Origin of the sequence: Solwaraspora sp. WMMD791 (assembly GCF_029581195.1) — a bacterium.
GTDB lineage: Bacteria > Actinomycetota > Actinomycetes > Mycobacteriales > Micromonosporaceae > Micromonospora_E.
The window spans coordinates 5,150,288-5,162,456 of record NZ_CP120737.1; the positions used below are offsets into that span (position 1 = coordinate 5,150,288).

The 12,169-nt window shown below is 65.3% G+C and carries 13 protein-coding genes; 2 read left to right on the top strand and 11 right to left on the bottom strand.

What is annotated here, in order from left to right; translation table 11 throughout:
- Positions 1-12: 12 nt before the first annotated feature.
- The 8 genes from O7623_RS22950 to O7623_RS22985 form a co-directional block, all read right to left on the bottom strand.
- Positions 13-945: an aminoglycoside phosphotransferase family protein gene (locus O7623_RS22950; RefSeq protein ID WP_282225074.1), complete on the bottom strand. Its 933-nt coding sequence runs from the start codon at positions 943-945 to the stop codon at positions 13-15.
- Positions 942-1,925: a Gfo/Idh/MocA family oxidoreductase gene (locus O7623_RS22955; protein WP_282225075.1), complete on the bottom strand. Its 984-nt coding sequence runs from the start codon at positions 1,923-1,925 to the stop codon at positions 942-944. Before O7623_RS22955 ends, O7623_RS22950 begins: the two co-directional genes overlap by 4 nt.
- Positions 1,922-2,554, bottom strand: coding sequence for an AAA family ATPase (locus tag O7623_RS22960; RefSeq protein ID WP_282225076.1), 633 nt, complete (start codon positions 2,552-2,554; stop codon positions 1,922-1,924). Before O7623_RS22960 ends, O7623_RS22955 begins: the two co-directional genes overlap by 4 nt.
- Positions 2,538-4,088, bottom strand: coding sequence for a glycosyltransferase family 2 protein (locus O7623_RS22965; RefSeq protein ID WP_282225077.1), 1,551 nt, complete (start codon positions 4,086-4,088; stop codon positions 2,538-2,540). The genes O7623_RS22960 and O7623_RS22965 overlap by 17 nt, the downstream gene beginning before the upstream one ends.
- Positions 4,085-4,996 carry a glycosyltransferase family 8 protein gene (locus O7623_RS22970; RefSeq protein ID WP_282225078.1) on the bottom strand — a complete coding sequence of 304 codons (912 nt, stop codon included), beginning with the start codon at positions 4,994-4,996 and terminating at the stop codon, positions 4,085-4,087. The genes O7623_RS22965 and O7623_RS22970 overlap by 4 nt, the downstream gene beginning before the upstream one ends.
- Positions 4,993-5,172 carry a hypothetical protein gene (locus O7623_RS22975; protein ID WP_278172123.1) on the bottom strand — a complete coding sequence of 60 codons (180 nt, stop codon included), beginning with the start codon at positions 5,170-5,172 and terminating at the stop codon, positions 4,993-4,995. The genes O7623_RS22970 and O7623_RS22975 overlap by 4 nt, the downstream gene beginning before the upstream one ends.
- 678 nt (positions 5,173-5,850) lie before the next feature.
- The gene (locus tag O7623_RS22980) at positions 5,851-6,024 is read right to left on the bottom strand and encodes a hypothetical protein (RefSeq protein WP_278172122.1); all 174 of its coding nucleotides are present in this window, start codon (positions 6,022-6,024) and stop codon (positions 5,851-5,853) included.
- Positions 6,025-6,357: 333 nt separating this feature from the next.
- Positions 6,358-6,858, bottom strand: a complete 501-nt coding sequence (locus O7623_RS22985) for a hypothetical protein (RefSeq protein ID WP_282225079.1) — start codon at positions 6,856-6,858, stop codon at positions 6,358-6,360.
- Between the two features lie 248 nt (positions 6,859-7,106).
- Between O7623_RS22985 and O7623_RS22990 the strand changes: the two genes are divergently transcribed.
- Positions 7,107-8,477, top strand: coding sequence for a helix-turn-helix transcriptional regulator (locus tag O7623_RS22990; RefSeq protein WP_282225080.1), 1,371 nt, complete (start codon positions 7,107-7,109; stop codon positions 8,475-8,477).
- A complete protein-coding gene (locus tag O7623_RS22995; RefSeq protein WP_282225081.1) occupies positions 8,474-9,391 on the top strand; it encodes an aminoglycoside phosphotransferase family protein in 918 nt (305 codons plus the stop codon). The genes O7623_RS22990 and O7623_RS22995 overlap by 4 nt, the downstream gene beginning before the upstream one ends.
- A 60-nt stretch (positions 9,392-9,451) precedes the next feature.
- Here O7623_RS22995 and O7623_RS23000 read toward each other — a convergent pair whose 3' ends face one another.
- From O7623_RS23000 to O7623_RS23010, 3 genes are all read right to left on the bottom strand, one after another.
- Positions 9,452-10,741: a hypothetical protein gene (locus O7623_RS23000; protein ID WP_282225082.1), complete on the bottom strand. Its 1,290-nt coding sequence runs from the start codon at positions 10,739-10,741 to the stop codon at positions 9,452-9,454.
- Positions 10,742-10,875: 134 nt separating this feature from the next.
- Entirely contained in the window at positions 10,876-11,691 is an 816-nt protein-coding gene (locus O7623_RS23005; RefSeq protein ID WP_282225083.1) for a DUF2637 domain-containing protein, read from the bottom strand.
- A gap of 29 nt (positions 11,692-11,720) precedes the next feature.
- Positions 11,721-12,095: a hypothetical protein gene (locus O7623_RS23010; RefSeq protein WP_282225084.1), complete on the bottom strand. Its 375-nt coding sequence runs from the start codon at positions 12,093-12,095 to the stop codon at positions 11,721-11,723.
- Positions 12,096-12,169: the final 74 nt, after the last annotated feature.

Consider the following 12,169-nt stretch of genomic DNA (forward strand, 5'->3'; position numbering starts at 1 on the left):
CGGTGGTGCGGGTTAGATGGCCAGGCGGGGGATCGCGCGGGGAGCTCCGTGGTCGAGGTCGTCGAGGTCGGCGGCCAACTGCGCGGCGCGTAGGCGTACCGTTTGCGGGTTGCCCTGGTGGGCGTGCCAATGCAGCAAGGAAGTGGCGATACGCAGGCGGTATACGGTGAGGCGGTATCGGATCTGCAGGCTTGGCGGTTGGTCGAAGTAGCCGTCGAACAGCGCGGTGGTCAACTCGGGCGGCTCCTGCAGCGACCAGCCCGCCAGGTCGGTCAGCGGGTCGGCTCCGCGCACGCTCTCCAGGTCGACCAGTCCGGTGACCCGGCCGGCGTCGGCGATGACGTGCCGTGCGGCCCAGTCGCCGTGGACTAGTCGCGCGGCAACACCGTCGCAGTTCCTGGCGTGCTGTATCAGGGCGTGGTGCGTCCGGGCCTCCAGCGCCGGCAAGCTGACGCCGGCGATCCGCGAAGGGATCGCGCAGGTGCGGCCGCCGAGTAGCCAGCTGCGCATCGACGGATGTCGGCCGTGTCCGTCGGCGTCGAGCTGCCCGAACCCGTCGACTGCGGTTGCGTGGACGCGGCGTAGTAGCCGGCCGGCCTGCCGGGCGACGGCAGTATCTGCGGCGGCCAGGTTTACGTCGCCCGCCGGATCGGCGAGCGGCAACCCAGGGCACCGGGTCTCGACGCAGCTGTGCTGGTCGAACCAGAGAATGCGGGGCACGGGGACGCCTGCGGCCGCGAGGGTGGCGCTCGCCCAGGCCGCGACGTTGTACCGTGCGGCCTGGTGCCGGCGTAGTTTGATCATCACTGGGCCGTGGGCGGTGGTTGCCGAGTAGAGCCGGTTGTCCGCGCCGCCGCACAGCAGGGTCAGCCCGGCCCGGTCGGCTGCCGGCTCTGCTTTGGCCAGCGCGGCACGAGCTGCGGTGTAGGAGTCGCTGCCGATCATGGGCGTTCCCAGGCCGGGGTGACCGGGGCCGGGCGGCCTGTGCGCGCCGAGGTCAGCGCAGCGTCGAGTAAAGCGATCGGGGTCAGCGGCGGCGCCGTGGCGGTTCCGGCGTGCAGCGCGTCGACCATCGCGTCGATGCACAGCCGGTATCCCGGTGGTGTGTCCGGCAGGTGGATCAGGCGACCGCTGTCCTGACTGCCGGCGCAGACGGTGACGGTGCCGGCGCCGTCCCAACGGGCTGCGAACCCGTGTGCTTCGACCCGCCAGATTCCATTCGCCGGGGTGCGCAGCTGCGGTCCGGTGTACCCGACGCGGTAGCTGGCGAGAGAACCGTCTGCGAATGTGACGATCATGGTGGCGAGGCCGCCGTGAGGGCCGACGAACCCGATGGGCGTCTCGGTACAGCAGACCTGCACCGCAGGTGCCGCGACCAGCTCGCTCAGCTGGTCGAACGCGTGCACGGCTAGGTCGGTGGTCACCGGCAAACTTGTCTTGCTGCGAAAGCCGGGGTCGGGCAGGCTGACCAGGACGTCTCCGGTAACCATGAGCGGTCCCTCCGTAGCCTGGCGCAGCAGGTCCCGGAACTGCAGGAACTGGCCGTCGCGGGCACGGTTGCGCATCACTGCGAGCAGCAGGCCGCGCTCGGCGGCCATCCCGGCCAGCATGCTGGCATCGGCAAGGCTGGTGGCCAGCGGCTTTTCGGACAGCACATGCAGTCCTGCCGCCAGGGCGCTGCGCGACACGGCGGCGTGCAGCGCCGGTGGCGTGAGATTGACCGCCACCTCGGCGTCAACGGCGGCGAGGGCGGCCGCCAGGTCGGGGAACCACCGCGCTGCCACACCGGGATGCCGAAGATCCAGCCGCTGCGCGGCCGTGGCGTCGGGATCCACGAACGCGGTGACGCGGACGCGGGGATCGGCGCTGAGCGTCCGAAGCCACCGCGAGGCGATCGCGCCGCAGCCGATGATGACCGTGTTCACGTCGTCGCCTCGACCGCCGCTGGGGCTTGCCCTCGCGTGGGGCGAGCACGCAACCGCTCGGCCTGGTCGGCGACGGCTGAGGTGAGGTCATCGAGTCCACCGGCGCTGTCGAAGCGGATCACCGTCGGGGAGATCGGACCGGAAAAATAGGCGTTGAACCCCGCCGCGAAAGGCGGCGCGTAGAAGATGCGAGGCATGGCAGTCCGCCGGGCTGCCCGTTGTTCGATGACCTCGGCCGGGGCGTGCAGCAGCACCGTCATGTCCGGCACCACGATCGAGCTGGCCAGCACCAGAGCGCGACCGGCGGCGTCGGTGTCGAAACCGCGCAAGCGGCCCACGGCGTGGGAGTGAGCGAGCAGCGTGTCGACTGTCCGGTCGAGGATGACGTCCCGGCCCTGATCGTGAGCTCGGATCGCCAGTCGTCGCCGCTGCGCCTCGATGTCGAGAAAGGCTGCCAGCGCGGCCATCTGTTCGTCTGCGGTCGTCGCCGATGGGGCGGGAAGCTGGCTGGGGTCGGCGGCACAGTGGTAGTAACAGGGAATCACCAGCGGGTTGTGCAGCCGCTGGGCGAGTTGGGCCGACAGCGTGGTCTTGCCAGTACAGCTCACCCCCTCAATCCCGATGATCACGGCTATCCTCCTCGGACGGTGGGACCGTTGTGTTGCGCCGGTTTGTTTTCGGCGATAGCGCGCCGTCGCCTCGGGTAATCCGGTCCGCCACCGCAGCGATCGGGCCGGTGGAGCGCAGCAAGTAGGCGGCGAGAACCTCGATGGACTCGCCGGCCTGCTGCCGCACGGTCAGGTGCCGACCCTCGGCACCGGCGAGCATCCGCACGGGGGTAACTGTGCCCAGCCACAACGCCGCAGCGGCCAGGACGCGCACCGGTGGGCGGAACCGGCCGGCGGCCAGCACAAGGCACGCCGCAGTAGCGGGACCGGCGGCGAGCCACGCCAGCCCCCGGTAGGCCGCCACAGTCAGCATGGCCGCGTGTTCGGCGGTGGTCCCGACAGCATCGGCGCGCGCCCGCGCCGCGCACCGGGGGTAATCCAGGTAGTTCTGGAACCAGCGTCGTCCCTGGGCGATAAGGTCGCGCACGTCCTCCGGCGCGTCGGCGACCGCCAGTCCTGGCACGCAGTCCACTGGGATGCCTTCGACGGTCAGGCGGTACCCGAACGGCAGATCGTCCAAGACCGTATAAGTCGGCAGGCCACCAAGCCGGGCAAAGACATCACAACGCACCAGCAGCCCGTGGCCGACGGTCTGGGCAAGGCCCCGCATCGCCGCATCCAGCAGCGGCACGCCTGTGACACGACGGGTCGCCCACGCGAACCGGCGGAAACTGGGAACCTCGCGGCGCAGCGTCCACAGCGTCTGCACCCGGGCCGCACCGCGACAGAGGGCCCGGTCGGCCCAGCTCGGACCGGTGCCAGCGGTGGTGAATCGGGCAGACTGCTGCACTACGGCCGGAAGTTGCCCATCGGCGCTGGCCCGTTCGGCGATGAACGCCAGAGTGCGCCGCATCAGACTTTCACTAGGGCGGGAGTCGACATCGTAGACAGCGAAGTAGCCGACCGCATCGCTCCCTAGGCTGGCTGCGGCGTGGTTGACCTGGGCTGCCTTGCGGCCGTCCCCGTCGAACTGGACATGACGCACGTGCGCTGGCCGCAGCAGCCGGTCGAGTTCCTCCTCAACGACGTGCGCGGTCAACGGAAAACGCTGAAGGACATTCCTAGCCGCAGCCTCAGTCAGCACCCCGCGTTGGGTCTTGACTGCGGCATCCACCAGATCGTGCAGCTCCGCGTCACGCAACTGGGGAAACCGGACCGGGGTGATCGACTGCGCATGGCAGCCCGTCAACAACCGGATCATGTGTTCTCGCTCGCGCTGCTCCCGGCCGGTGCTGACGATGGTGAGCGTCGAGCCGGAGAACTGGTCCAACAGCGGAACGAACCACTCCAGCGCCGGGCGGATGTGAGGCTGCTCGCGCAACACTGGGATGACGACGTGGATCGGAATCGTGGGCACGCCGTCGCCGTCCGCCAGCCTGGCTACGGTGGCGAGCTTGAGTGTGCTTCGCAGGTTGAGGGCACCGATGGTGTGCCGAGTCAACACTGCGGCCGCCAGCCAGAATTCCGGCCGTCGCCACAGACTCCGGCCGCTCATCGGCTTGCTTCTGAAGTCGCGAGCAGGAAAGACCGGTAGCGCTGCAGCGCCGGGCCGGCCGGGTAGCCGGGAAGCCACGGCTTGTCGCTGCCCGCGAAGTGGAGCACGGCCGCGGTGTGCTCGTCGTCGAGCAACTGCGCAAGCGGCATCACCGGCTCGGTGTCGGTGTGGACGAAGCCGGGCTGTTCGACCAAGGGGGAAAGCACGAAGGTGTTCCACCGGCGGTCCAGCCGCAGCCACTGATCGTCAGCCGCCACGTTGAGTGCGTCCTGATCCCACAGTCGTACCTCGTCCGGGAAGTCGGCCAGGAACTGGGCCGCCCGCTCGAACAGCCCCGTCCTGCGGCACTGCCCGAGGTCCATCAGCATGACGCCGGAGTTGAAGTAGTCCCGCCCAGCGGGTACGCCCAAGCGCCTCCATCCGGGCAGGGCGATCCCGCCGCCAACCAGCGGATTTCGCGGGTCACGCACCGCCGCCAGCGCCGCTCCGTGTAGTGGCCGGCGCAGTAGCGGCCGCAGATCGGCGACTGCGAGCACGTCGGCGTCAAGGTAGAGGATCACACCATCGAGATCGAGAAGCTCGGCGAGCTGCAGGCGGAGATAGACCGCCGGGCTGACCCAGCCGGACACAGGTCCGCGCACAGTGATGCCATCGGCGGCGACGAGCCGGATCGTTAGGCCAAGCTCGTCGGCGACGCGGGTCAACGCCGTTCGACTGCCCTGGCTCAGCCGGTGATGCACGACCAACAGGTGCAGCTCGCCGACGGCGTCGGGGTGTGCGGCGGCCAGCGAGCGCATCAACGCCTGCAATGGTGTGGCGTAACCGTCATCGATCGCGCAGACGATGGGCGGCAGGGGCGCATGGCCGTGCGATGCCGCAGGAGGGGGTGGGGAAAAGACAGTGGTCATAGTGCGCCTTTCGTCGCAGAACTGGTGCCCCGCTGCGCCTGTACGAGAATTTTCGACAGTGATTCGACGATCGCCTCACTCTGGTCGATTCGCAAATAGAACGACTGTCGACCTTCGAAATCACCCAATTCCAGCCTGATGAAGTCGGTCGGCTGCGGGTCCTCCGGATAGCGCACCAGTTGGACTGTCACCTCCGTGCCGGGCTTATTCGGTGGCGGGTTGCAGATATGCTGGCGGCCCCAGTGGGCCGGTGGCGCCGACGTCGGGTGAAACTCGGCTGGACCGGCGACGGTGCACTGGTCTGGATCACACCACACCGGGTGGCCCAGTCCGTCTGAAGCCGCTGGGGCGAGTCTGTCCAAGATGCGACCCTTTCTATTAATGAAGCGGTGCTGGAGGCAGTAAGTCACACCACGATTGGAGTACCGGTAGATGTGGGGCGGATGGTGTGTGGACGACGCGGTAGCGACGGGTCAGTGACGCCACCGTCGATCCCCACGTCGCGCTCGTCACGCGGCATGACATGTCGCGGGAGAAGTGAATCAACCGCAGTTCCGCCGCCAGGACCAAGAACGAAGGTCACCAGAACTGCAAGTTTTGAACTTGTGTCGACGACGCCCGGCCGCCACTGGCCAGTGCGGGGTGCCCATACCCATACTGGATCATTCTTGCGGTAGGTGCCAGCGTCCGCGATTTGATCGGGCCGGCGCTGATTCGGGTCAATGATAGGGAAAGGGGACGACATCATCGCTCCTCAACCACTGTGCTAATGGTCAATCAAGGGGAAGCTCTGCGGATACCGCCTGCGGCCTGCCCGCCGCCACGCCCTCCCCGGCAGCGACGGCGGGCAGGAGTCAGATCCGCCAGATGAAAGCCAGTTCCTCCGGTACCGCCCCGACCCGCACGGCTACCAAGGCCAGCATGAACAGCCCGGCAGCCTCCGTTGGATCAAACACACTCTCGATCGGGAGCAGTCCGCTGTCGTCCAGCGCGTTATACGTCTGCCGTTCCACCGCCTCCGCGTCCACGGAACTCAGCCGACAGCCGCAGGAAGAGCGATAGCACCGCCTCAGCGATGATCTGCTCCAACACGGTGTGTTCGAGGACATCGTCCGGGGTGTCTTGTCGGCCACCCACAGACGTCCGTCACGGACATTGATCCTCCCGATCAGGAGCGCTGCTGCCAGGCCGAGTCCGGTCGTACGTTCGTTCAGGCGCGGTTTCCCGGTCACGTCGTGGTACGCCAGTCTCCAGAAGTCGTCAGCGAGTTGCATGAGACTTCATCTCCCCGGGACGCAACAAGACGATCGACGTTGGACAGACTGGGCGCGGTCGTGGCTGGCTCATCGTGGTCGTGCCTGTCAGCCGGCCAGCACGAACGACAGGTCGTCGACCGTCCCGGCCACGACGATCGCTCCGAATGCCCGGTGGGCCAGGTCGGAATCCTTCATCGCCGACGTTTCGGCAAGCGGCGCACCGATCTGCCGCTGGGCAGCGTTGTAGACCAGGCACTCAACGGTCGCGGCATCTATGGCAGACAGGCGGCACCCACACACGCTGCGGTACGCACGCGAGCCGTCGACCAGAAGCACTGGATCGCAGGGTCGTCCGCAGACGCAGCGCAGCAGACCCCACAGCGGGTAGGCGTCGGCCAGATCGGCGGGGAACGACGAAAGCCGCCGAGTCTGCTGCCGGCCTTCCCCCTTGCCCTCTCCGGACCGGTCGCGGCCGACGGGGAACGGCCGCGACCGGCGGTCAAGGACGCGGTCCGGAGTTCCGAATGGTGCGAGACAGAGGGCCGGATCGCTGCGGCTGCCTGGTTCCGCACGGAACACCCTCACCGTGCCAGCAGTGGAGACCATCTTCCCTCCCCATCCGATGCTCCGACCCGCCGACGCAGCAGGCCGCCACCTCCGTAGCGGCACCGTGCGCCGCTACGGGTACAGCATCACCGACAGCTACTGATCGTGTAAGTGCCGTCACTAATAGGTTTGGATGTACGGCTCGGTGACTAGTCGCGCTAGTCCCCTTGACCTGTCGAGGATTCCGCACCCCGGTCAGGCCAGCTAGCCTGCCCAAAAGGGCCCAGACGAAGGCGGGGGTCGTCAGCGTGAACCTGGACCAGCACCCGGCGGACCGGATCGCTCCTGCGACGTGGGAGCAGCGCGACATGCGACGCGCCCTGGCCGCACGCGACCTGAAGACAGTGTACGAACGACTCCAGCGAGTCGGCGTCTCCCAGCGTCAGATCGCCCGGCTCACCGGTCAGAGCGCGTCCGAGATCTACGAAGTCCTCCGAGGCCGCCGCGTCATGGCGCACGACCTACTGATTCGCATCGCAGATGGACTCGGCGTGCCACGTGGCTACATGGGACTCGCCTACGACGAGTCGACAGAAGCCGCCCTCGACCTGGCCACAGCAACCTTCTCCTCGCGGGAAAGCGAGCGCGACCAAGTCCGCGCACTCCTATCCCACGCGGCCAACATCACCATGGGGACCTCCGTCAGCGAGGTCGCCCGATGGTGGCAACCAGTCGACAGGGAAGTCGCTCCGGCGCCATCGCGCATCGGCCTATGCGACGTGGAACACGTCCAAGCGCTGACCGCCGCGATGCGAGCACTCGACTACCGACACGGTGGCGGGGCCTGCCGTGACGCGGTAGCAGCGCAGGTCCGCTGGGTACAACAGCTGTTAGAAGCCACCTGCTCACAGGAAACCCGGACCCGCCTCCTGCTCGCGCTCGCAGACCTGCACAACCTGGCCGGATGGACATCCTTCGACGTCGGGATGTACTCGACAGCGCGCAGGCACTTCGCTCGCGCCCTCGAACAAGCCAAAGCAGTGAACGACCTGTCCCTCGCCGCCAACATCCTCTACCGTATGGGCCGACTCCACCTTCACCGCGGAATGCACCGCGACGCGCTACGCTTCTTCCAACTCGGCCAGATCACCGCCCAGGACTCTGGCTGCGGACTTACCGTTTCCATGTTATGCGCCAACGAAGCCTGGGCGTACGCTCTCGTCGGCGACCGCAAGCAGATGGATCGATCAATAGGGCGCGCCAAAGACGAGTTCATCCGCGCCGACCACGGGACCGCGCAGGCATGGGTGCGCTTCTTCGGTGAGGCGGACTTGTACGCTTCGATCGGAGTGGCGAAGGCATCCTTGACTGACGCCAACGACGCCGACGTGTCCGACGCAATCAGATTTCTGAACCAAGCACTCGACCACCGTGGAGCTGACATGACCCGAAGTCGGATCTTCGAAGCAACCGCCCTTGCCGTCGCACACCTGCGCGGCGGAGACGACAAGGCCGGAAAGCGGGCGGCCCGTGACGCCGTAGCATCGGCGGCGACTGTCCGATCCATTCGCACACTCGACAGGCTGCAACCCCTGCAGGAGATCGCAACAAGATATCCCGCCGACTCCGATATCCAGGCCATGGCGAACGACATCAAGACGCTAAGAACTGCGATATGAAGAAAATCGGCGAAGCGTCGCCCCCGGGCACCAGCGAGTCGGCGGGCTGGCACTGGTCGATGTTCGCCGATGTCTGCGCACTTGCCGGTTTGAACCCGGCAGGGGCCAGGCTCATAAAGTTCACGAACAACGCTGTCTTCGAGCTGGCCAACGAACCTGTCGTCGTACGAATACCAGGATCAAAAACGGTCCAGGATCGAGTCGAGAAGGTTATTGCCGTCGCACGATGGCTCGCTGAGCATGACATGCCGTCGGTTCGACTGCTGAATGATATGGACCAGCCGGTGATGGTGGGAGATCGTAAAGCGACTCTCTGGCAGCGAGTGTCCAGTGAAGGCTCAACCCCAACCGGGCGCGACCTTGGTCGGATACTACGCCGCTACCACTCGCTTCCCGGTCCTCGATTCAGCCTTCCTCCATGGCGGCCAATGGCTGCAATTAGACAACGGATCATGGAGGCCGAGCGCCTGTCGTCGACCGATCGCACTTTTCTAGAACAATGTTGCGATGAGACGGAGGAGCAGCTCGGCGCCCTGGAGTTCTTCCTTCCATCCGGACCGATCCACGGAGACAGCTTCCTGGGCAACCTTATCCCTAGCCCGCGTGGGCCTGTAATATGCGACTTCGACTCCGCCGCATCAGGCCCTCGGGAGTGGGACCTGACACCAGTCGCCGTCGGAAAACTTCGGTTCAACTACACCCCTGACGCACATCGAGAGGTCGTCGAATCCTACGGCGTAGATGTGCTCAGCTGGCCAGGATTTGTGGCGATGCGCAAGCTCCGTGAGCTCCAACTCGTGACGAGTGTCCTGCCGGTGCTAAAAAGCAACCCGAGTTTGACGGACCAGTGGCGCCATCGCTTCGCCACTTTCCGCGAGGGTGACATGCTGGCGACTTGGAGCCCGTACAGATAATCGCAGGATACTCGCGCACAGCCAACACCTCGTGAAACACCCCAGACTCCATCTTGGGTATCAGGTCCAGGTAGTCGTGTGTGCACTTGCAATCAAGACCTTCTGTGCTACAAAGCGGGCAATCTCGATGTCATGATCGAGCAGCTTTGCTTCGGGGCCAAAAGGCAAAAGTAGTTCAGCCTGAGATGGTCCGCCCCCATCTTTGGCGTGGACGATGCGACACCTAAGGTCGTATATGCGGTCCGCGACTTGTGTGCCGAGTGTTGAGCCTTGATCCCGTAGGGAGATTTGCTTGATATGCCGGAGGCCGCCGGTCTTAAGTCCGACAAACTTCGCCCGCTGTGAGTCTGCTTTGATAAAATTCTCCAGATCGCCCGCGTCGACACAGTGCTGGATGGTAGCTCGCAGCTGATCCTTCTCTGACGGAAAGTTCTTTGCTCGGATGGTCTGAGCCAGGCGCGAAAGCTTCGTTTTGTCGTCCGGGTTAAATGATGGGTCAACGACAATTTGGCGAATGCGATCGAGTACATCGCGTTCGGTGTAGGCTGGAAAGAAGTGCTCCATCACTTGATAGAATGCCAAGAAGCGAAGCAATGGCTGCCTTTCGGCGCTCTGCGCGTAACGAAAGAGCGCACTTGCCTCTGGTGAATAGCGTAGCTGCGGAACCTTTGGTGGTGGCCCCGTGTCAAACTGTTTTGCAGTTACTGTTTCGAGTTGGGGAAAGTCCATGGCTGCAACGTTCACGCTATTTACTACTGCCAGTTCGAACAAGGTGGAATTGGTGATGTTTTCTACTGTTGACGCGAGCCTCTCGGGAGTCCTGTCTTTTTCGCTCAGGCCAGCTATAAAAAGGCTGGCCAGGGTCCGCACCGCACCGCCCCGACTGTCGCCGACCCCTGCATTCTGGAGGGCTGGAGTGGACATTCCGATGCGGATGCGGAGACTTGACTGGGGCCTTGCTGTGAATTCGACTCGCATTCCATTCGTGAATTGCTGATTGAGTCGTGCGCCCGCAAACTCTTGATGGCCGCCGAGTTGCATGAGGCGCCTCGTGTCGGAAAGACTGTGTGCAGATAGAGCGATTTCAGTTTCTTGTAGGTCGCTACGATCGATGGCGAAGTAGTCGGCGACGAACGACCAGCATTCGAAGTTTGCCGCTAGGTACAGAGTGGCGTTTTCTGGTGTAATAAAAATTGCGCGGGGCTCTCCGTTGAGCCGAGGTACTAGGATTCGAATCACCGAATACTCGGGATAATCTACCTCAAATGTGCACGGAAGATTTGCATCCTTCGCTCGCTGCTCTACCTCGGGCATCAGCTTCATCGCTTCGCGAACGTTGACTGATTCCATGCCGAGGTACCTTAGTCGTCTACGGCGACCGATTGCTAAGCTGCCACTGTGCTACCGAACCTTGGACAGTTCGACGGCGCGCTTGGTGGGATGCTGATCGGTGCTTATCGGACCTCTTGCCCCACCAGGTGTCTCTACGGCAAGTCCCAGGCCGTTGCCCCATCCTCTCCAGCTGCTCGTCTGCGTGGCCCCAAGAAGGTGCCCGCGTCCCGGTCTGTCCGAAGGATCTTCACCAAGAGCGATGCGCGGTGGTTGGACACGCCATGACCGTCGGAACGCATGGCATCCGCCAGAGTGTCCCGAGACAGCGCGAGTCCCTTACTTGCCAGGCTCGCCTGAGCGGCTCGCGCTGCAGGAAGGAGATGCGCCACGGCCCGCGCATCGGCCGAGGCCGTCGTCGCTCCTGTCTCGGACGGCTGCTCACCGCCCGGCGGGTCAGCCGGACCGGCTCCAGCCGGCCCTGTGCGGCCGGCCTGTTCGCCTGTCGTTGTCCCGGACGGCTGGTCGCCGGTAGAGGAAGCCGGTGGAACCGTCCCCAGAACAGTGGGACGGTCGGCGGACGTCCGCTGATCGTCCGGGACGGTCCGCTGACCCTTCTCGCCGTGGTCGATCATGCTGAACAGCAGCTTCACTGCGATGAGCATCGACAGCGCGGGCCAGCCGGCCAGGATCTTGCCGATCACGCTTTCACCGCCGACCGCGATGTTCGCGGCCAGGCTCGCGGCGGTGCCGACCACCAAGGCGATCCACGGCAACCATCCCGTCCGCCGTCCCGCGCGGCGCTGCACCACCATGTACAGGGCGGCGACGATCTCCAGCCCGTCGACGCTGATCGGGAACGCGAACGCCTTCCATCCGTGCTGGTCGTGCTCGGTCGCCAGCTCGTGCATGTGCGCGAAGGAGATCGTTCCCGCGACGACGGCCAACCCCGCGACACACACCACGGTCACGGCCGTCAGGATTCGATCCGTACGGCTCCTCACCACGACCACCCACTTTCGGCCTCGGCTTCGGTCGTGAGCAGCCGCAGCGCGGACAACAACGGCGACGCGTTCCCCACCGTCATCGCGATGCCGCGGTCACCGTGCTGGATGTGTAGATAGGTCTCGCACGGCCACGGCGCGACAGCCTGCGTCAGATACGCCTCCCCGGCCTGCGGCGCGAGGGCTATCGCTGTGGTCAGATCGAGACGGACCGGTGCCGACCGGTGCTGCCCTGCGGTAGCGGGACGGTAGCTGTTGCCGGACAGCGCAGCCGCGTCAGCTGTGCATCGGGCGCGGTCACACCAGGCGGGATGCCGCTGGTCAGGACTGGTTTCGGTAGATCCAAGATTCTTCTGGCTTCTTACGCTCACTGACTACAGTGAAGAGCCAATGCGCCCGTGGGTTGCAGCGGATGCGTGAACTTCTGCCCGACGACGTGGCCATA